The sequence below is a fragment of the Pseudomonas sp. QE6 genome (assembly GCF_041379005.1).
GTDB lineage: Bacteria > Pseudomonadota > Gammaproteobacteria > Pseudomonadales > Pseudomonadaceae > Pseudomonas.
In genome coordinates this window covers 5973204-5993771 of the sequence record NZ_CP166873.1, presented here as the reverse complement: position 1 = coordinate 5993771, position 20568 = coordinate 5973204, and the positions used below count along the sequence as shown (strand labels likewise).

The following is a 20568-nucleotide window of genomic DNA, read 5'->3' as shown; positions in this document are numbered from 1 at the left end:
GCCTGACCAAGGAACCGACGTATGAGAACGACAAGAATCCTTCAATGTGGCGCGCTGGCCCTGAGCCTGCTGTCCTGCGGGGTGATGGCCGCGGTCTCCGCCGATGAGGTGGCGAAACTTGGCAGCAGCCTGACGCCGATGGGCTCGCAGAAGGAAGGCAACGCCGACGGCAGTATCCCGGCCTGGACCGGCGGCATCGCCCGCGATGCCGGCAAGGTGGACGCCAAGGGCTTCCTCTCCGACCCGTTCGCCGATGAGAAGCCGCTGTTCACCATCACCGCGCAGAACGTGGATCAGTACAAGGACAAGCTTTCCGCCGGCCAGCTGGCGCTGTTCAAGCGCTACCCGGACACCTACAAGATCCCGGTGTACAAGACCCACCGCAGCTTCGCGTTGCCCGACGAGGTCTACGGCTCGATCAAGCACAGCGCCGAGTTCGTCCAGCCGATCAACGACGGCAATGGCCTGGAGAACTTCGAGAAGAGCCGCTATTACGCCTTCCCGATTCCGAAGAACGGCGTGCAGGCGCTGTGGAACCACCTGACCCGCTACCACGGCGGCAACATCTCCCGCGTGGTGGTGCAGGTTGTGCCGCAGACCAACGGCAGCTATACGCCGATCCGCTTCGAGGAATCGATCGCGGTGCCGCAGAGCATGACCGAGCAGGACGCCAGCAAGACCGGCAACATCCTCACCTACTTCAAGCAGGAAGTGACCGCTCCGGCGCGCCTGGCCGGCAACGTGCTGCTGGTCCACGAGACCCTCGACCAGGTGAAGGAACCACGCCTGGCATGGATCTACAACGCCGGCCAGCGTCGCGTGCGCCGCGCTCCGCAGGTGGCCTACGACGGCCCGGGCACCGCCTCGGACGGCATGCGTACCTCGGACAACTACGACATGTTCTCCGGCGCGCCGGACCGCTACGACTGGAAGCTGGTGGGCAAGCGCGAGATGTACATCCCGTACAACAGTTACCGGCTGAACTCGCCGCAGCTCAAGTACGACGACATCGTCAAGCCCGGCCACATCAACCAGGACCTGACCCGCTACGAGCTGCACCGCGTGTGGGAAGTGGTCGGCACCCTGAAGGCCGGCGAGCGCAACATCTACGCCACCCGCCACTTCTACCTCGACGAGGACAGCTGGCAGATCGCCGAGTCGGAGCTGTACGACGGCCGCGGCCAGCTGTGGCGCGTAGGCGAGGGCCATTCGATGACCTTCTACCCGGAACTGGCCACCGGCTACGCCGCCGAGTCGCTGTACGACATCCTCGCCGGCCGCTACGTGACCTTCGGCCTGAACAACGAGGAGAAGCGCGGCTACCAGTTCGGCAACAAGGCCAGCATGGCCGACTTCACCCCGGCGGCCCTGCGCAACACCGGCGTGCGCTGATCCGCTGCTGTGCTCCTTGCCCGGCGCCTCACGGTAGGCGCCGGGTTTCTTTTTTGGGGGGCGCAGTGCCTGTGCCGGGCCGTGAGCAGCCGGCGCTATGACGCGCCATGAATGCCGCTGATGGTCCTTTGCCCGGTCCGCGCCGGGGCATAGTCTGGCCCGCAGCAAATGGCCGGAAGAAGCCCATGTCGACAATCGCCCTGCACCGCGCGGCGCTGCCGCGACTGCCCCGCCAGCATCTGCCCCGTGAACGCCTGCGGGCCAGCCTTGGCGCCGCCGAATGCCGCCTGCGCCTGCTGGTGGCGCCGCCCGGCTGCGGCAAGACAGTGCTGCTGAGCGAGTGCGCGCGACAGGTACCGGCCGGCACCCGCGTGGTCTGGCTGAGCCTCGGTGGGCGGCCGCTGGAGCCGGCGCAGTTCTGCGAGCGGCTGGCCGAAGCGCTCGGTGTGCTGGAAGGGGGCGAAGGGGCGCTGGGCGCCTGGCTGGAGACGGTGAGCGAACCGATCTGGCTGATGCTCGACGATTACCCCCGGACGCCGGATACCGCGCTGGATGACTGCTTCGACCGCCTGCTCGCCGTGGCGTCCCCGCAGGTCGGCTGGTGGCTGGCCAGCCGGCGGCGGCCGAAGTGCAACCTGACGCGCCTGCTGCTCGAAGGCGAACTGCTGGAGCTGGACGCTGCCGCCCTTGCCCTGACCCAGGGCGAGCTCGATCGCTATCTGCAGCTGTCGGCCCTGGAGTGGCCGCAGGCCCAACGCGAAGCGCTGCACGAGTCGACCCATGGCTGGTTCGCCGGCATCCGTTTGCGCCTGCTGAGCCTGGCCAACGACAGTGAGGTGCCGTGCACGATGCAGGTGGCGGAGAGCGGCAGCGCGCTGTTGCAGGACTACCTGCAACGGGAGGTGCTGACCACGCTGCCCGCATCCCTGGCGGAGATGCTCTGCGCGTTGGCAAGCATTCCGCGCTTTGGCCGGGAACTCAGCGATTACCTGTTCGACACGCCCGGCCAGGGCCTGGACGGACTGCTCGCCTGGGGGGCGCTGATCGAGCCGGTGGACAACACCCAGCGCTGGTTCCGGGTCGCGCCGATGCTGGCGCCGACCCTGGTGCGCCTGTCCCGTTGGCCGGCGGCGCTGCTGCATCGCCGGGCCTGCCAGTGGTTCAGCCAGTCCGACGATCTCCACGCGGCGTTCGAACACGCCTTGCTCGCCGAGCAGCCGGACGAGGCGGCCAGCCTGCTGCAGCGCTTCACCGAAGAGCACCTGTTGCACGGGCGCAATCTCGAACGGGTGCTCAAGCTGCGCGAAATGCTGCCGGACGAGTTGCTATGCAGCACGCCGCGCCTGCTGGTGCTCAATGCCTGGACCCTGCTGTTCGTCGGAAGGCTGGACGATGCCCAGGCATTGCTCGCCGGCTTCACCCGCTTCCTGCCGATGTCCGGTGAGCGTCGGCAGCGCACGCTGGTCGCCCAGTGGCAGGGCCTGGCCGGAGTGCTGACCCACGCCCGGGGGCGCCCCGGCGCCCGCGAACAGCTGCGCGAGGCGCTGGAGTACCTGCCGGAGGATGCCTGGGCGCAGAAGCTGATCTGCCTGTCGGCGCTGACCCAGCAAGCCCAGGCCGGCGGTAACCTGGCCGAAGCCCGCCTGATCAACCGGGATGCGCTCAGGCTCGCGCGGTTGCATGGCAGCCTGACTTTCGAGGCGCTGCTGGAACTGGACCGCGCCCAGTGGCTGGAGCAGCGCGGCGAGTTGCAACGCGCCGACGCCCTGCTGGCGCGGGTGCAGGACTACCTGGACGAAATCAGCGTGACCGGCAACGCCATGGCCGGGCGCGTCGCCCTGCGCCGCGGCTGGCTGAGCCTGCGCCAGGGACGCAACGACGAGGCGCGCGAGCTGTTCATCGCTGGCCTGACCGAAACCCGCCGCAGCCATGATCCGTGCCTGATCTACGGCCTCACCGGCATGGCCTGGCTGGATGCGCTGGATGACGACATCGACGGCGCCTTCAACCGACTGCTGGAGGCGGAGCGGCTGATGCAGCTGCAGCACGTGCCCGAGGCTGTGTACCGCGGCTCGCTGCTGCTGGTCAGTGGCGCCCTGAGCCTTCGCCAGGGGCGGGCGGCGCAGGCGCGCGAGGTGTTGCTGCGGGTCGCCTCGCGCTGCCGCACCGACCGTCTGAATCCGCCGGCGGCCATGCCTGACCTGATCCTGCGGGTGGAGCACCTGCTGGCGCTCGCCGAACTGTACGACGGCGAGGTCGAGGGCGCGTTGCAACGCCTGTCCGCGATGCTGCCCGACCTGCTGCGGCAGGGGCGCAACACCCTGGCCTGCGATGTCTGGCTGGCGCTGGCCGAAGTCCATTACCTCGCCGGCAACCTGGATGATGCGCGCACCGCGCTCGACGAGGGCGTGACGCTGGCGCAACGCTTCGGCCTGCCCGCCGCACTGCGGGAGACCCAGCGCCGCCAGCCGGGCCTGTTCGGCCTGCGCCCCAACGCCAGCGAGATGCCCGCGCACAGCCTGCTCAGCCTGCGCGAGCTGTCGGTGCTGGAGCTGATCGCGCGGGGCTGCTCGAACCTGGAAATCGGCGAGCGTCTCTACATTTCGCTGCATACGGTGAAGACCCACGCCCGGCGGATCAACGGCAAGCTCGGCGTCGAGCGGCGCACCCAGGCGGTGGCGCGGGCGAAGGAACTGGGACTGCTCAAGATCTGAGGCTCTATGGCTCAGTGCAACGCCTTGGGCGGCACGCTGATCTCCGCCAGGCGCTGGGCCAGACGCAGCTGCTCGGTGGGGTCGTCGCTGAGCAGCATCGCCCGCTCCAGGTCGTAGCGTTCGGCCTGCGGGCACTCCAGCGCGTGGTAAAGGTCGGCGCGGGCCAGGTGGTCGCCGGCGGTTGGCGGGCCCAGTTCAAGCACACGCTGGGCGTCCTTCAGTGCGGCCATTGGCTCACCCACGCCCAGATGCAGTTGCCGCAAGTTGCGCGACAGGCGCTGGAGCATCTCGGCGGCGCTGGCGGTTTGCAGGTGCGCGGCGGAAAGCTCCACCTGCGGCCCCAATTGACGCACCAGCAGGTCGCGGCAGTCTCGGGTGTAGAGACGACGGCCAGTGGCCGGGTCGAGCAGATGATCGGCGCCGGGAACGCGCAGCAGGAAGCGTCCGGGGAAGTTCACCCCGACCAGGGAAATGCCTTGCTGGCGCGCCAGTTCCAGGGCGATCAGCGCCAGCGACAGCGGTTGGCCATGACGGCGTTGCAGTACCTGGGGGAGCAGGGCGGCGCGGGGTTGCAGGGGGAACTCATCGTCCTCGGCGAAGCCCAGCTCGCTCAGGCGGCGCAACAGCGCCTGGGCGCGCTCGGCGTCCGTGGTCATCGCCGGCAACGCCACCGCGACCTGATGCGCCAGGCTGTCGAACAGGCGGCGTGCCTGTTCCGGGCCCTGGTGCGGCTCATGCTCGGCGGCGATCCACAGCGCGGCCTCGAACAGAGCGGGTGGCTCCTGGGCGAGGCAGGCGAGGCAGGCTTGACGCGGGTTCATGGCGTTCTCCGGCTGACCCTGCGGTTTTAACCGTTGCGGGCCGCGCTCGTCCAGTCTCCGCCCGCGCTCGTCGCGAGCAAACGCGGATGGAGGGGGATGCCTATACTGTTAGGGCCCGAAAGCTTGGGCGCCCGGTCACTAGCAAGGGAGCGCCGCCATGTTCGACATGATGGAAGCCACCCGGCTCGAGTCGCTGCATCTCACCCAGGACCCGGCCACGGGACTCAAGGCCATCATCGCCATTCACAATTCCCGGCTCGGGCCGGCACTGGGTGGTTGCCGTTATCTGCCCTATCCCAGCGAGGAATCCGCCCTGCGCGACGCCGCGCGGCTGGCCCAGGGCATGAGCTACAAGGCCGCGCTGGCCGGGCTGCGCCAGGGCGGCGGCAAGGCGGTGATCATCCGCCCGCCCCACGTGCCCAATCGCGGCGAACTGTTCGAAGCCTTCGGCCGCTTCATCGATTCCCTGGGCGGCGCCTACATCACCGCGGTGGACAGCGGCACCTCCAGCGCGGACATGGACTGCATCGCCCAGTACACCCGCCATGTGACCAGCACCACCAGCGGCGGCGACCCTTCGCCGCACACCGCACTGGGCGTGTTCGCCGGCATCCGCGCCAGCGCCCAGGCGCGTCTGGGCAGCGATGACCTGGAGGGCCTGCGGGTCGCCATCCAGGGCCTGGGCCACGTGGGCTATGCCCTGGCCGAGCACCTGGCCGCCGCCGGCGCGGAGCTGCTGGTCAGCGATATCGACTCGGGAAAAGTGGAGCTGGCGGTGGAGGAACTGGGTGCGCGTCCAGTGCCCAATGAGGCGCTGCTCACCACGCCCTGCGACATCCTCGCCCCGTGCGGGCTGGGCGGGGTGCTCACCTCGCAGGTGGTTGGCCACTTGCGCTGCGCGGCGGTAGCGGGGGCGGCGAACAACCAGCTGGCGCAGCCTGAGGTTGCCGACGAGCTGGAGGCCAGGGGCATCCTCTATGCGCCGGATTACGTGATCAACTCCGGCGGGCTGATCTACGTCGCGCTGCAACACCAGGGCGAGGCGCTGCCGACCATTACCGCGCACCTGTCGCGGATCGCCGAGCGACTCACCGAGGTCTATGCCCATGCCCAGGCCGATCACCTGTCGCCGGCGCGGGTCGCCGACAAGCTGGCGGAGCGGATTCTCTACGGGGAGTATTCGGGGCACTGATGCCGCCGCTCCTATGGCTTTCGTAGGAGCGGACTCCGTCCGCGATGCTTTTGCTCTCTGCAGGGTGAATAACACCTCTGGTGTTATTCACCGTCGTGAAGTTCGGGTGTTCTAGCGCCGCTTCGGTGTGCGCTGAAAGATTTTGTTTCGCCCCCTCGGGCGACCCACTTTGGCAAACGACCCAAAGTGGGCAAAGGTCTGTGCCCCTGTCATACGGTTTTTCGCTTGGGGCGAAAAATTCCCTCGCTCTATCGAAGTTTCAGGGGCACGCGTCGACGGGCCATCCCTGGCCCAACGACGCTCTCGCGGCATCCATGCCGCTCAACCCCTGAAACTCCGATTCCACTCGGCCTCCTGAAGGGGCGCTCCGGAGTGCGCGGACACTTCGCTGGAAGTCCTCAATAGCCAGAGCCAGAGCCTGAGCGGGCGCACGGCTCTCGTAGGAACGGACCTGTCCGCGAAATCCATCGCGGCCGACTCGGTGCTCCATGTGAACGCCAGCGTCATGCGCCTGCGTAGGAGCGAACGCCGTCCGCGATGGGCCAGCTACAGGCTCACTCTTCGGCAGCCGACTCGCTGAAGATCTCGTTCAACGCATCGGGCTGGTTCTTGAAGGCACGGGCGAAGGCGTCGCGGTTCTTGGCCATGAAGATGCCGATTTCCTCGACCTGGTCCTCCTTGAGCGAAGGCACCGCCTTCTGCAGCACTTCGGCCAGCGTTTCCGCCAGCTCCAGCATCTTGTCGTGCCGGTCGGCTTCTGCCTTATCCATGAACAGGCGCTCCGGATCGCGGCTGCTGCGGTACACCACTTCGACGGCCATTCATCACCTCGTAAGCCTTCTCTTGTTGGGGGTGTGGGAATTACTGTTTATTTATACAGTAAAATGATTGCGCAATGCTACTGCCGATGCGCGAACCATTCGTCAGAGCCTAGACGCAGGAAAGAGGGAGGCGGGTATCGGGTGATGGCTCAAATGAGTGCGCGCGCCCTGTTGGCGCGCGCAGCAGTTCCGACGTGACCGGCGCAAGGCGCCGTCAGTCAGAATCTTCAGAAGATAGGAATTTGGCTTAGGAAGCGTTGAGCAGACCGTAGCCGCCGCCTGTCATCGAGGCCAGCAACTGCGGCGCCATGCGGCCGTGCTCGATGGCGATGCCGAAGCGGACGCTCTGGATGAAGCGCTGCAACTGCTGCGGGTCCTGCAGTTGGCTGTTGCGGATCATGCGGCGCGCGGCGACGCCGTCCTCGGTGGAGAGGGTGAGGACGATGCGGCCGTCGAGCCCTTCAAGGCTGAAGTTGACGCGGTACTGCTGCCCGAAGGCCTCGGTCAGTACCTGAAAGGGACTTTCCATGAATCGGTCCTGCCTGTTGTGGGCGTGCTTCTGGATTGACCGGAGGGCTACCGGAAAAGTTCGCCGTCATGGTGCCGCAGCGACGGATTGCCATGACTGCTCAAGATCAATGGCGTAGTGCTTGCAGAGCAGTTCTTGCAAAGAGTGACTGGCAGGCATTCCCCTCAGGAATCCTTTAAGACGTGGAGATCTAAGCAATGAAACTGGACTGGGCCGAGCGCCTGCGAGAACGGATGCATGGCTGTGCCGAATCCCTGGGCAACCTGTTGGTGGAGGGCTTCCATTACCTGGCGCTGTTCGCCATCGGCGGCACGGTGTTCTGGTCGGCGGCGGTGGCCTTCGGCGAGATGATGGGCAAGGGCCACGCGAGCATCGATGACATCCTGCTGCTGTTCATCTACCTCGAACTGGGCGCGATGGTGGGCATCTACTTCAAGACCAACCACATGCCGGTGCGCTTCCTGATCTACGTGGCGATGACCGCGTTGACCCGCCTGATGATCGCCGACATCCAGCACAACCACGTGCCGGACGATGGCATCATCCTGGTCTCGGTGGCGCTGTTGCTGCTGGCGATGGCGATCCTGGTGGTGCGCTACGCCTCCTCGCGCTTCCCTTCGCCGGCCTCGCCGCAGCGCAGCGGCGAGCGTGAGCTGATCGGCGACGACGAGCGCTGATCGCACAGGCATTGATCACGGCCCGCCGCACAGCGGCCGGATGCACTACCATCGGTGCATCCGGCCGCCGAGGAAGTCCGAGCCCATGAAGGGATGGAAGCTGTTCGCCCCCCTGCTGATCCTGGTGATCATCGCCATTACCCTCTATCTCCGCCTGCACTCCCAGCCCCTGCTGTTGCAGGGTGAGGCGGACGCCACCGATGTCATCGTCGCGTCCAAGGCCAAGGGCCGGGTCGAAGTGCTGCACGTGCGACGCGGCGACGATGTGAAGCAGGGCCAGCTGCTGATCACCCTCAGCAGCCCCGAGCTGCAGGCCCAGCTGGACTCCCTGCGCGCCGCGCGCAACCAGGTGCAGGCCAATCTCGACGAATCCCTCCACGGCACCCGCGAGGAAACCCTGCGCGCCCTGCAGGCCAGCCTGTCTCAGGCCCAGGCGGAGCTGCGCAACGCCGAGCTCGAGTACCAGCGCAACGAGGAACTGGCCGGCCGTGGCTTCGTTTCCCAGGCGCAGCTGGACCTGTCCCGCCGTGGCCGCGACGTGGCGCGCAACCGCGTGGCCGAGGCCCAGGCCAATCTCGACGAAGGCACCCAGGGCGACCGCGAGGAGCGCCGCCGCGCGCTGGAAGCCGCGGTGCGCCGGGCCGATGCGCAGATTCTCGAACTGCAGGCGCAGACCGACGACCTCAACGTGGTGGCGCCGGTGGACGGTGAGGTCGGGCCGATCCCGGCGGAGCAGGGCGAGCTGATCAACGCCTACAGCCCGTTGCTGACACTGGTGCGGCTGTCCGACAGCTATTTCGTGTTCAACCTGCGCGAAGACATCCTCGCCGACGTGAAGAAGGGCGATGAGGTGAGCATCCAGGTGCCCGCCCTGAAGAACGCCGAAGTCCGGGCCAGGGTCAGCTACATCGCGCCGCTCGGCGACTTCGCCACCAAGCGCGCCACCCGCGCTACCGGCGACTTCGACCTGAAGACCTTCGAGGTGCGGCTCTATCCGGAGAAACCGGTGGAGGGGCTGCGTCCCGGGATGAGCGCGCTGTGGCACTGGAAGCAGTAAGGCGCAACCTGCTGCGTTTCGCCCAGGCCTTCGGCAGCGAGACGCGCATCGCCCTGCGCAGCTGGACCATCCACTGGCTCGGCTGGCTCTGGCCGCTGCTGCTGTTCGTGGTGATCAGCGGCGTCTACCAGGCCGGCACCCTGCTGGACATGCCGGTGGCGGTGGTCGATGCCGATCACAGCCACCTGTCGCGGCGGATCGTCCGTGAGCTGGACGCCGGCTCCCACGCCAAGGTCGAGGTGCTCGGCGGTGGCCTGCAGGAAGGCCTGCGCCGCCTGCGCATGGCCGACGACTATGCGCTGCTGTACATCCCCCGCGATTTCGAGGCGGACGCGCTGGCCGGCCGCCAGCCCACCGCCGAGCTGTACTACAACTCGCTGTTCTATTCCGCCGGCTTCTACTCGACCCAGGACTTCAGCGGGCTGATGAGCTCCGTCAACGCCGAGCTGCGCCCGCGCCTGGCCGCCGGGATGGATCGTCCGATGCCGGCGCTGGCCAGCGTCGCGGTGTCCTACGAGAGCCTGTTCAACGCCAGCGGCAACTACATCTACTTCCAGCAGTTCGCGGCCATCGTCCACCTGCTGCAGCTGTTCGTGATCGTCGCCACCGTCCATGTGCTGGCCCGCGAGGCGCCGGAGCTGCGCGCATCGTCGCCGCACATCCTGCGGGCCCAGGCCCTCGGCGTACGCCTGCTGGGCAAGCTGGCGCCCTACACGCTGCTGTTCAGCACCTTGCTGATGGTCGAACTGTTCCTGCTGGTGGAGCTCAACGGCGCGCGGATCAACGGCAATCCCTGGTGGATGCTGGCGATCACCGTCTGCTACGTCGCGGCGGCGCAGAGCCTCGGGCTGGTGCTGTTCATCTTCACCGCCAACCGCTTCAGCGCCTATTCGCTGATCGGCCTGCTGATCGGTTTGGCGCAGACCTATTCCGGCGTGCTGCTGCCGGAGCTGGCGATGCCGCAGATCGCCCGGGTGATCGCCGAGGCGGAGCCGCTGACCCATACCCTGCACGGCCTGTTCGACCAGTTCCTGCGCAAGGCGCCGGCCGAGTCGGGTTTGTACACCTGCTGCAAGCTGCTGCTCTACCCGCTGCTGGCCTACATGATCGCCAAGATGCGCCTGCGTCGGCGTCTCGACCTGAGCCCGGCGTAAGGAACGCGCATGGAAAACTTCTGGAGCGTCTTCCGCCAATCCCTGCGCAACATGCTGGGCAAGCCGCTGTGGCTGATGATGGTGCTGTCGGTGGCGCTGACCACCTTGCCCTACGCGCACCGCACCATGAACGACCTGCCGGTGGCGGTGATCGACATGGACCACAGCGCGGCGTCCCGCGAACTGGTGCGTCTGCTCGATGCCGCGCCGAAGATCGCCACCCGCGGTTACGATCAGTTACCCGAGGCGCAGCATGACCTGGCCTGGCGCAAGCTGTTCGCCATCGTGGTCATCCCGCTGGACTTCGAGAAGCGCGTGCTGCGCGGCGAGTCGGTCACCGTGCCGATCTTCGGCGATGCCACCAACCGCATGGCCAACGGGCAGATCCAGCAGGACATCAGCGCCACCTACAACGAGCTGTCGCTGCGCTACAACCGTGAGCGGCTGACGCGCGGCGGCTTCTCCGAACGGCAGGCCAGCGTGCTGCTGCAACCGGCGATCGGCCAGCTCACCGACCTGTTCAACCCCGGCACCAGCTTCGCCGCCATCGTCCTGCCCGGCCTTGTGACGCTGATCCTGCAGCACAGCCTGCTGCTCTCCTGCACGCGGGTGAACCTCAACCTGCGCGGTGGCACTCCGCGCTCGCTGCGCCAACCCGTCTCGACGCGCTTCGGCCGCTATGCCGCGCAGCTGTCGATCTGGACGGTGCTGGCGATGCTCTTCTACGTGATCTGGCCATGGATGATGGGTTACCGGCAGACGGCCTCGTTCTTCATGCTGATGGGCCTGGTGCTGCCCTTCCTGCTGGCGGTGATCGCCATGAGTGAGTTCATCGCCGAGCTGCTGCCGTCGGAGGAGGCGGTCTACCTGACCATGACCTTCATCACCCTGCCGCTGTTCTACATGGCCGGCTTCACCTGGCCGCCCCAGGCCATGCCGCAGTGGGTGCAATTGCTGGCCGATGCCATTCCCTCCACCTGGGCGATCCGCGCGGTGGTGGAGATGAACCAGATGAACCTGCCGCTCTCCGCCGTGGCCGACAGGATTCTTATCCTCTTCGCCATGGCGGCGGCCTATGGGCTCTTGGGTACACTGATCTACCAGTATCGAAACTGGCGCTGGGACCAGCTCAAGGGTTGGTGATCGCGTCGGCCGGCGCCGTGCCGTCTAGAGTGAGAGTTCCACCTTCCCCGGGAGCTCTCTGATGAATGCATTGAACGGCAAGGTCGCGGTGGTCACCGGCGCGGCCAGTGGCATCGGCAAACAGATCGCCCTCACCCTGGCGCAGGCCGGCGCGGCGGTGGCCATCGCCGACTTGCAACAGGACGCCGCCCAGCGCGTGGTGGCCGAGATCGAAGCCGCCGGTGGCAAGGCCCTGGCGCTGGTCATGGACGTCACCGACGAGCAGGCGGTGGACAGCGGCATCGACCGCGTCGTGGCGACCTTCGGCAGCATCGACATCCTGGTGTCCAACGCCGGCATCCAGATCGTCAATCCGCTGCAGGACTTCGCCTTCTCCGACTGGAAGAAGATGCTAGCCATCCACCTCGACGGCGCCTTCCTCACCACCCGCGCCGCGTTGCGCCACATGTACCCGGCGGGGCGCGGCGGCGTGGTGATCTACATGGGCTCGGTGCATTCCCACGAGGCTTCGCCGCTTAAGTCCGCCTACGTCACCGCCAAGCACGGCCTGCTGGGCTTGGCCCGCACCCTGGCGAAGGAAGGCGGCCCGCACGGCGTGCGCTCCCACGTGGTCTGCCCCGGTTTCGTGCGTACGCCGCTGGTGGAGAAACAGATCCCCGAGCAGGCGAAGGAGTTGGGGATCAGCGAGGAGGAAGTGGTGAAGAAGGTCATGCTCGGTGGCACCGTGGACGGCGAGTTCACCACGGTCGACGACGTGGCGCAGACCGTATTGTTCCTCGCCAGCTTCCCGTCGGCGGCGCTCACCGGGCAGTCGGTGCTGGTCAGCCATGGCTGGGGGATGCGCTGAACTCCCCGCTCCCAGGTTCCTGCCCGCCTTGCGTTGCGGGTCAGACCGCCTTGGGCAACGGCGCGAACAGTGCGTCGATATCCGCGTCGTCGAGCTGCCAGTCCGAGCCTGTGCCTTCGAGGATGCCGGCGGCCAGCGCGGCCTTGTCGCGTTGCAGCAGCTGGATCTTCTCCTCCACCGTGCCCCGGGCGATCAGCTTGTAGACGAACACCGGCTTGTCCTGGCCGATCCGGTAGGCGCGGTCGCTGGCCTGGTTCTCGGCGGCCGGGTTCCACCAGGGGTCGTAGTGGATCACGGTGTCTGCCGCCGTCAGGTTCAGGCCCACGCCGCCGGCCTTCAGGCTGATCAGGAACAGCGGCACGCGGCCTTCCTGGAAGTCCTTCACCGGCGCGCGGCGGTCGCGGGTGTCGCCGGTGAGCAGGGCGTACTCCAGATTGCGCTCGGCCAGTGCCTCGCCGATCAGCGCGAGCATCGAGGTGAACTGCGAGAAGACCAGCACGCGGCGGCCTTCGGAGAGCAGTTCTTCGAGCATGTCCAGCAGGTACACCAGCTTGCCCGAGGTCACCGTGCGCGCCGATTTGCCGGAGGGTGGCGGCGCTTCCTTGTTCACCAGGCGGATGTCGCAGCACACCTGGCGCAGCTTGAGCAGCGCCTCGAGGATGATGATGCGGCTGCGCGCCAGACCGCGCCGGGCGATCTCGTCGCGCACCTTGCGGTCCAGCGCCAGGCGCACGGTTTCGTAGAGGTCGCGCTGGGCCTCGCTGAGTTCGATGTGCTGGATGAACTCGCTCTTGGGCGGCAGTTCGGAGGCCACCTGCTCCTTGGTGCGGCGCAGCAGGAAGGGGCGGATGCGCGCGGCCAGATGAGCCAGGCGCGCCTGGTCGCCGTGGCGCTCGATGGGGGTGCGGTAGTCGATGGCGAACTGGCGGGCGTCGCCCAGCCAGCCGGGCAGCAGGAAATGGAACAGCGACCACAGTTCGCCCAGGTGATTCTCCAGCGGCGTGCCGGTCAGGCACAGGCGGTTGCGCGCTTGCAGATGGCGCGCGGCCTGGGCGGCCTTGGTGCCGGCGTTCTTGATGTTCTGCGCCTCGTCGAGGATCAGCAGGTGGTACTCGTGCTGCGCGAGCTTCTCCGCATCGCGCGGCAGCAGGGCGTAGGTGGTGAGGATCAGGTCGTGCTCGGCGATCTTCGCGAACGCCTTGCGCCGCCCGGCGCCGTGCAGGGCGAGCACGCGCAGGTCGGGAGTGAAGCGCTCGGCTTCGTCCAGCCAGTTGGGGATCAGGCTGGTGGGCATGATCACCAGCGCCGGGCTGGTCAGGCGTCCGGCCTGCTTCTCCAGCAGGATGTGGGCGAGGGACTGCAGCGTCTTGCCCAGGCCCATGTCGTCGGCGAGGATGCCGCTGGCGCCGACTTCGCGCAGGGTCTGCATCCAGCTCAGGCCCTCGTGCTGGTAGGCGCGCAGCTCGGCGTTGAGGCCTTGGGGAATGGTTGCCGGGCGTGCGCGGTAGTCGCGCAGGCGATGGGCTATCTCGCGCAGTTGCTCGCCGCCCTCCCAGGCCAGCGGCAGTTCTTCCAGCTCGGAGAGGCGCGAGGCGTCGGCCGCGCCCATGCGCAGGCGGCGCACCGGCGGCAGGTCGCCGATGTAGAACTCCGAGAGCGTGCCGAGCATCGGCTTGAGTTTGCCGAACGGCAGCGATACCCGCAGCGGGCGATCCGAGGCGGTCTGCCAGGTGTGGATCGGGGTGCGCCCGGCATCCAGGCGCAGCACCAGTTGTTCATCGTCGGCGTGGCGGGCGAGGGCGGCCGGGTCCAGCAGCGCCGGCATCCGGCGGATCAGTTCGATCAGCGACGGCAGCAGGCTGATGCGGCGACCGTCGACCTGGATGCCCAGCTCCAGGTCGAACCATTGGCGGTCTTCGGTTTCCTCGATCTCGGCGTACCAGTCTTCCACCGGCGAGATGTCGAAGACGAACTCCGGGCGTACGTCGATTTCCCAGCCCTGCTCGCGCAGCTGCGGCAGTCCTTCGCGCATGAAGCCCTGCCAGGCGCTGTCGTCGGGCAGCTCGAACATTTCCCCGGCGCTGTCCTCCAGCGCATCGCTGCGCCGCATCGCCGGCCTGAAGCCCAGTTCGCGCAGGTCCAGGCGCCAGGCCTGTTCGAGTTCCAGCTGGCGGCTGACGCGCACGATGCGGTCATCGCGGAACACCCGGATCTCGCGGCCCGAGCGCGGGGTGACGCTGCCGGAGACCGGCATGTCGTCATACAGGAAGGCCAGCGCGGCGCGGTGCCGGGAGATGTTCTGCATGCGCCCGCTGCGCAGGTCGAAGCCGCTGTGCACGTGGCTGCCCAGGGTCAGCCGCGGGCGTGGCGCGAATTCGTCGCGCGCCACGGCGGGCAATGGAGATTCGGCGGGTGGCTTCATCCGAGTTTCCTTCCGGCGATCCAGCCGAGTACGCAAACGCCCGATGATACCGCGATTTTTCTCGCCTGGGCGCGGAAGGAAACCAGCGGTCAACGGGCGAAGCGTTTGGCTCCGGCGACGCACAGCACCACGGCGACGGTGGCGCCGGCCATCAGCGGGCTGATCTGCTCGTGCAGCAGCAGGCCGGCCAGCGCCAGGCCGAAGAACGGCTGCAGCAGTTGCAGCTGGCCGACCGCGGCGATGCCGCCGGTGGCCAGGCCGTGGTACCAGAAGAAGAACCCGATCAGCATGCTGAACAGCGACACGTAGCCCAGGCTCAGCCAGGCCGGCCAGCTGGCGCCGGAGTAAGTTTCCGGCTGGGTGTACCAGGCCAGCGGCAGCATCAGCGGCAGCGACAGCACCAGTACCCAGCAGATCACCTGCCAACTGCCCAGGTGCCGGGCGATGCGTCCGCCTTCGGCGTAGCCCAGGCCGCAGACGGCGATGGCGGCCAGCATCAGCAGGTCGCCGGTGAGGTTGCCCGCACCGCTCTGCGACAGCGCGAAGCCGGCCACCACGGCGCTGCCCAGCAGCGAGCAGATCCAGAACGCCGGGCGCGGCTGTTCGCCGGCGCGCATCACCCCGAACAGCGCGGTGGCCAGCGGCAGCAGGCCGACGAAGACGATGGCATGGGCCGAGTTGACGTGCTGCAGCGCCAGGGCTGTGAGCAGCGGGAAACCGACCACCACGCCGCCGGCGACCATCAGCAGGGGAAGCAGGTCGCGGCGCGCCGGCAGTTTCTGCCGCAGCACGATCAGGATCAGCGCCGCCAGCAGGCCGGCGATGCTGGCGCGGGCGAGGGTGAGGAAGGTCGGGTCGAAGTCGGCCACCGCCACCCGCGTGGCCGGCAGCGAGCCACTGAAGATGAGGACGCCGAGGAAGCCGCTGAGCCAGCCGCCGAGATTGCTGTTCGTGGCGAGCGTGTGGGTGTTGTTCATGGTGGGTCATCCAGCAGGAGGGCGAGCTTGGAGAATGCGCGCGGCCCCGCCGGGCGGCCAGTGACAGAAAGGTACAATTTGCGCAAACTGTCCGTAAATTATCCCGGTACACATTATCTCTGGGGGCACGAGGGCAGCATGGGCAGGCCAAAGAGCACGCGAGTCGATACGGTGATGCACCATGTGCGCGAGCGCCTGGCCGCGCGGGCGTTAGTGCCGGGGGAGCGGCTGCCGTCGATCCGCCAGTTGGCCGAGCAGTTGGACGTGTCCAAGACCACGGTGGTGGAAGCCTACGACCGTCTCGCCGCCGATGGAGTGATCGCCGCCCGGCGTGGCTCCGGCTTCTATGTCAGCGGCCACGCGCCGCCCCTGTCGCTGGCTGAGATCAGCCCGGCGCTGGACCGCAGCATCGATCCCCTGTGGATATCCCGGCAGTCGCTGGAAGCCGCCGACACCTCGCTCAAGCCCGGCTGCGGCTGGCTGCCGCCGTCCTGGCTGCCGGAGGACGAGTTGCGCCGCGCGCTGCGGCAGATCGCCCGGGCGCCGCAGTCGAGCCTGCTGGAGTACGGGCGCCCCTATGGCCACGCCGGCCTGCGCGAGCAGCTGGCGCGCCGCCTGGCGGACTACGGCGTGCCGGTCGGCCCGCAGCAGGTGGTGCTCACCGACAACGGCACCCAGGCCATTGACCTGGTCTGCCGCTTCCTGCTGGAGCCGGGCGACTGCGTGCTGGTGGACGACCCCGGCTATTTCAACTTCCAGGCACTGCTGCGCGCCCACCGAGTGCAGGTGGTCGGCGTGCCCTACACGCCAGCTGGGCCGGACGTGGCCGCCATGGCGGGCCTGCTGGAGCAGCACCGCCCGCGCCTGTACATCACCAACTCGGCCTTCCATAACCCCACCGGCGCGGTGCTTTCGCCGCTGGTCGCCCATCGCCTGCTGAAACTGGCCGAGGCCCATGACCTGCTGATCGTCGAGGACGATATCTTCGGCGACTTCGAGCACGAGAGCGCGCCGCGCCTGTCGGCCTTCGACGGGCTGGAACGGGTGATCCAGGTCGGCAGCTTCTCCAAGACGCTGTCCGCCTCGGTGCGCTGCGGCTACATCGCCACCCAGCCCGAGTGGTGTGAGCGGCTGGTGGACCTGAAACTGGCCACCAGTTTCGGCAACAGTCCGTTCAGCGCGGAAATGCTCCATGAGCTGCTGCGCAAGGGCAGCTACCGCCGCCATCTGGACAGCCTGCGCGCGCGCCTGGCCGATGCCATGGGCGAGACGCTGCAACGCCTGCGCGTGCTGGATATCCAGCCCTGGCTGGAGCCGCGCGGCGGGATATTCGTCTGGGCCAGCCTGCCGGGTGGGCTGGACGCCGCCGAGGTGTCCCGCGCGGCGCTGGCGGACAACCTGGTGCTGGCGCCGGGCAATGTCTTCAGCCTCAGCCAGAGCGCCACCGGCTTCCTGCGCTTCAACGTCGCCCAGTGCCTGTCGCCACGGGTGTTCGAGGGGCTGGAGCGGGCCATGGACGCGGCGCGGGGGCGCTGAACGAATAAATTTCGGTTCGGCCTGCAGGTTTTTCCTTTGTCGCAGTCCAGGGGCTTCGGACAACTCGCTGAACGTGCCCAGCTACGCCCTGGTGCACCCCCGTCGTGCGCTACGAAACCTTCGCCATCGACGCCGCCAACCTCTCCGAACGCGATACATCGACGGCTGCTACGACGCTACCCGCTGCATCTAGGGCAAGGGCCGGATCGTTACGGGAACCGCGACCAGCCACTGGCAGGGCGGCTGGCCAGGAATGTCGGCAACACCTTGGGCGGACGACGGACACAGCTGCTGACAAAGAGGCTGACTGGTTTCTTTTAATTGAGAAGCAATATCATATAATTATGCTTTTCAATCATCCTCCGGGGAAGCTCCCGGGAGGCTTCGCAGGATTCACCCGCATGTCAGCTACCCCGCGCTCCCGAGGCTTGAGCGGCGCCCAGGCCGGCGCCGTCACCGCCCGCATCCTGAGCGCCGTGGTCGGTGGTTACGCCCTGGCCTACACCGCCACCGCCTTCCTCAGTGTCTACCTGCCGATGTCGCGGCCGGACCGTGTATCCCTGGCCAGCCTGGCCTGCTTCATCGTCTGGGTCGCGGCGATCCTCTATGCCTTCGGTGCGCGCAGTCCCTGGCGCGCCGTCTGGGCTCCGCTGGCGCTGAGCGTCGTGCTTGGGCTGGCGGCCTTCCTGCCGGCGAACTACGGGGTGCGTCCATGAACCTGCGCCAATCCATGTCCGGGCTGCACACCTGGAGCGGACTGCTGGTCAGCTGGATTCTCTTTGTCGTGCTGTTTTCCGGCACCGTCGCGGTGTTCGACAAGGAGCTGACCCGCTGGATGCTGCCGCAACTGCAGCCGCTGGAATCGATCCAGGTCGGCGCCGACCAGGTCCGCGAACTGATCGTCGAACGCGCCCCCCGGGCCCACGCCTACTGGTTGCTGCCGCCGAGCGAGCGCATGCCGTACTGGACCGCCGGCTGGGTGCCGGAAGACCTTGGTGAGTTCCAGTCCTTTCTGGTCGATGCGCAGACCGGCGAGGTGCTGCCGAAAACCGTGGGCGGCAATTTTTTCCTCGAACTGCACTACGAACTGCACGGCGGCATGATTGGCCTCTATGTGGTCGGCGTGGCCGGCCTGTTCATGCTGGTGGCGCTGGTCAGCGGGGTGATCGTGCACCGGCGCATCTTCAAGGATTTCTTCACCCTGCGGCCGCAGGCGGCCAGGCAGCGCGCCTGGCTGGACGCGCACAACGTGCTGGGCGTGCTCGGCTTGCCGTTCCATTTGCTGATGGCGTACACGGGGCTGGCGATCTTCATCACCTTCTACATGACCGCCGGCATCCAGGCGGCCTACAAGAACGATATGGAGCGCTTCGAGCATGAGGTGCAGGGCGCCTTCGAGCGGGAGGAGCTGGGCAAGCCGGCCAAACCGCCGAAGTCCATCGACCGCATGATCCTCAAGGCGCGCGAGGCCTGGGGCGACGACAGCGCCGTGGGCTGGATCAACGTCGAGCATCCCAACGACGCCTCGGCGATGGTCCAGGTGCGCCGGGCCGTCGAGCGCAGCATGGTGAACGACCAGCGGACGGTGTCGTTCGACTCCGGCACCGGTGCGCTGCTGCATGTGCAACCGCCCTACAAATCCGGCTATCACACCTATGCCTGGCTGACCGGCCTGCACATGGCGCAGTTCGGCAACCACCTGCTGCGGGTGATGTATTTCCTCCTCGGCCTGCTGGGCTGCGCGATGCTCTTCGGCGGGCTGCAGGTCTGGGTGAGCAAGCGTGAGGCGCGCGCTCACCGGGGCGTGGCGCTGGTTCGGGTACTCAATGGCGCGGTGTGCGGCGGGCTGCCGCTGGCGTCGCTGGGGCTACTGGCGGCATCGCGCCTGCTGCCGGCCGGAATGGCCGGACGCGAGGGTTGGGAGGCAACGGTGTTCGTGGCGGGCTGGCTACTGGCGCTGGGCCACGCGCTATGGCGGCGCGGCGGGCGGAGCATGGCCCGCGAGCAGTGCGGCGTGCTGGCCGCGCTGGCGCTGTTGCTGCCGGTGCTCGGGTTGTTCGGGCCCGAATCCGGCCGACTGACCCGCCGTATCGCCGAGGGCGACTGGCTGATGGCGGGTGTCGATCTAGGCATGCTGCTGATTGGTGCGCTGTGCGCTGTCCTGGCCTGGCGCCTGGGCCGGGAGCGCGCCGAACTCTCGCGGGTGCGCCGTGGCCGTACCGAGGAGTTCGCCTGATGCTGCTGGTGTTCGGTCTGAACCTGCTAGCGCTGGCGGCGGCCTGTCTTTCGCTGTCGCGCCATCACCGCGATCTGTTCGGCAGCGCGCCCTCGGAATTCCGCGCGCGCCTGTTGCGGGGTGTGGCGCTGGTGGATGGGGCGCTGGCGCTGGCCTATGCGATTCATCGCATGGGGATCGAGTTGGGCATCGTCTACTGGGCGTGTCTGCTGATGATCGCCGGGGCCGCGCTGGTTCTGCTGCTGGCCTGGCGGCCGCGCTGGGTGCTGCCGACGGCGGCGGCGATGCCGGTGATTGGGGGCGTGCTGGCGGTGTTGGGCTGAGCCTTGCAGGAGCGAGCTTGCTCGCGAACCGTACTCTGCCGTTGCGCCCGATGCCTTTCGTAGGGCAGATAACGTTCGATGTTATCCGCCAATTAGCCGCGACTTCGGTGTTTCAGCGCCGCTTCGGCGTGTTCGGATGTCTTTGGTTTCGCCCCCTCGGGCGAGTCCCTTTTGTCAAACGTCGGATAGCCGCCCTGACAAAAGGAACCAAAAGGTCTCGTCCCGGCATCCGGGTCTTCGCTTCGCCGGACTGATTCGCTCCGCTCACCCTTCGGGCCAGCCTTCGGCTGTTACTTCGCTCCGGTACTGCTCCGAGGGTCGGCGTAGAAGGGCCATCCCTGGCCCTCTTAGCGGGGACGCCTAGTCCTCTCGCGCAATACCTCCACTCGGCCTCCTGACGGGACTCTGCGCGCGCTGGTGACGGCGGGTGTTCTTCGTAGGATGGCGTGGAGCGAAGCGATACCCATCTCGGCGGATAACGCTGCGCGTTATTCGCTACATTCGCTACGAAAAGCAAGAGCATCGCGGACGGAGTCCGCTCCTACGGATACATGTGGCTCTTGTAGGAGCGGACTCCGTCCGCGATCAGCCTCGGTTCGCGAGCAAGCTCGCTCCTACAGGTTGGCGACAAACCCGGGTGCTGCCCTGTCAGCGCGGATTTCGCCGCGATGGATTTCGCGGACAAGGGCTAGGCGCCCCCGTCTCTCCTACGGGAGCATGCGCACCG

Annotated in this window: 17 protein-coding genes; 12 read left to right on the top strand and 5 right to left on the bottom strand. The window is 67.4% G+C overall.

Annotated elements, in window-relative coordinates; translation table 11 throughout:
- Window positions 1-21: 21 nt before the first annotated feature.
- Entirely contained in the window at window positions 22-1392 is a 1371-nt protein-coding gene (locus ACAW63_RS27330; protein ID WP_343577499.1) for a DUF1329 domain-containing protein, read from the top strand.
- A 185-nt stretch (window positions 1393-1577) separates the two neighbouring features.
- The gene (locus ACAW63_RS27325) at window positions 1578-4106 is read left to right on the top strand and encodes a LuxR C-terminal-related transcriptional regulator (protein ID WP_371230589.1); all 2529 of its coding nucleotides are present in this window, start codon (window positions 1578-1580) and stop codon (window positions 4104-4106) included.
- 11 nt (window positions 4107-4117) lie between these two features.
- On the opposite strand, the gene ACAW63_RS27320 is transcribed toward ACAW63_RS27325, so the two are convergent.
- Window positions 4118-4927 (bottom strand): SirB1 family protein, encoded by an 810-nt coding sequence (locus ACAW63_RS27320; RefSeq protein WP_371230587.1) that lies wholly within the window; start codon window positions 4925-4927, stop codon window positions 4118-4120.
- Between the two features lie 157 nt (window positions 4928-5084).
- Between ACAW63_RS27320 and ACAW63_RS27315 the strand changes: the two genes are divergently transcribed.
- The gene (locus tag ACAW63_RS27315) at window positions 5085-6119 is read left to right on the top strand and encodes a Leu/Phe/Val dehydrogenase (RefSeq protein WP_371230585.1); all 1035 of its coding nucleotides are present in this window, start codon (window positions 5085-5087) and stop codon (window positions 6117-6119) included.
- Between the two features lie 554 nt (window positions 6120-6673).
- Here ACAW63_RS27315 and ACAW63_RS27310 read toward each other — a convergent pair.
- Both ACAW63_RS27310 and ACAW63_RS27305 read right to left on the bottom strand, forming a co-directional pair.
- Window positions 6674-6940, bottom strand: coding sequence for a YebG family protein (locus ACAW63_RS27310; RefSeq protein WP_371230583.1), 267 nt, complete (start codon window positions 6938-6940; stop codon window positions 6674-6676).
- Window positions 6941-7187: 247 nt separating this feature from the next.
- Window positions 7188-7469, bottom strand: a complete 282-nt coding sequence (locus tag ACAW63_RS27305; RefSeq protein WP_371230581.1) for a DUF3509 domain-containing protein — start codon at window positions 7467-7469, stop codon at window positions 7188-7190.
- A 197-nt stretch (window positions 7470-7666) separates the two neighbouring features.
- Between ACAW63_RS27305 and ACAW63_RS27300 the strand changes: the two genes are divergently transcribed.
- The 5 genes from ACAW63_RS27300 to ACAW63_RS27280 all read left to right on the top strand — a co-directional run bounded on the left by ACAW63_RS27300 (window position 7667) and on the right by ACAW63_RS27280 (window position 12347).
- The gene (locus tag ACAW63_RS27300) at window positions 7667-8146 is read left to right on the top strand and encodes a phosphate-starvation-inducible protein PsiE (RefSeq protein ID WP_371230580.1); all 480 of its coding nucleotides are present in this window, start codon (window positions 7667-7669) and stop codon (window positions 8144-8146) included.
- Between the two features lie 85 nt (window positions 8147-8231).
- Window positions 8232-9203, top strand: a complete 972-nt coding sequence (locus tag ACAW63_RS27295) for an HlyD family secretion protein (protein ID WP_371230578.1) — start codon at window positions 8232-8234, stop codon at window positions 9201-9203.
- A complete protein-coding gene (locus tag ACAW63_RS27290; protein ID WP_371230576.1) occupies window positions 9185-10357 on the top strand; it encodes an ABC transporter permease in 1173 nt (390 codons plus the stop codon). The genes ACAW63_RS27295 and ACAW63_RS27290 overlap by 19 nt, the downstream gene beginning before the upstream one ends.
- Before the next feature lie 9 nt (window positions 10358-10366).
- Complete coding sequence (locus ACAW63_RS27285) at window positions 10367-11500, top strand: ABC transporter permease (RefSeq protein ID WP_371230574.1); 1134 nt, start codon at window positions 10367-10369, stop codon at window positions 11498-11500.
- A gap of 61 nt (window positions 11501-11561) precedes the next feature.
- Window positions 11562-12347, top strand: a complete 786-nt coding sequence (locus tag ACAW63_RS27280; protein WP_371230572.1) for a 3-hydroxybutyrate dehydrogenase — start codon at window positions 11562-11564, stop codon at window positions 12345-12347.
- Window positions 12348-12387: 40 nt separating this feature from the next.
- Here the strand turns inward: ACAW63_RS27280 and ACAW63_RS27275 are convergent, their stop codons facing one another.
- The gene (locus tag ACAW63_RS27275; protein ID WP_371234810.1) at window positions 12388-14418 is read right to left on the bottom strand and encodes a DEAD/DEAH box helicase; all 2031 of its coding nucleotides are present in this window, start codon (window positions 14416-14418) and stop codon (window positions 12388-12390) included.
- Between the two features lie 440 nt (window positions 14419-14858).
- Entirely contained in the window at window positions 14859-15746 is an 888-nt protein-coding gene (locus ACAW63_RS27270) for a DMT family transporter (RefSeq protein WP_371230570.1), read from the bottom strand.
- A gap of 138 nt (window positions 15747-15884) precedes the next feature.
- Here ACAW63_RS27270 and ACAW63_RS27265 point away from each other — a divergent pair, with 138 nt between their 5' ends.
- The 4 genes from ACAW63_RS27265 (at window position 15885) to ACAW63_RS27250 (ending at window position 19841) form a co-directional block, all read left to right on the top strand.
- Complete coding sequence (locus tag ACAW63_RS27265; RefSeq protein ID WP_371230568.1) at window positions 15885-17282, top strand: PLP-dependent aminotransferase family protein; 1398 nt, start codon at window positions 15885-15887, stop codon at window positions 17280-17282.
- 401 nt (window positions 17283-17683) lie between these two features.
- A complete protein-coding gene (locus ACAW63_RS27260; RefSeq protein WP_331319205.1) occupies window positions 17684-17998 on the top strand; it encodes a DUF3649 domain-containing protein in 315 nt (104 codons plus the stop codon).
- Complete coding sequence (locus ACAW63_RS27255; RefSeq protein ID WP_371230566.1) at window positions 17995-19518, top strand: PepSY-associated TM helix domain-containing protein; 1524 nt, start codon at window positions 17995-17997, stop codon at window positions 19516-19518. Before ACAW63_RS27260 ends, ACAW63_RS27255 begins: the two co-directional genes overlap by 4 nt.
- Window positions 19518-19841, top strand: coding sequence for a DUF3325 domain-containing protein (locus ACAW63_RS27250; protein ID WP_371230564.1), 324 nt, complete (start codon window positions 19518-19520; stop codon window positions 19839-19841). Before ACAW63_RS27255 ends, ACAW63_RS27250 begins: the two co-directional genes overlap by 1 nt.
- The last annotated feature ends 727 nt before the right edge of the window (window positions 19842-20568 follow it).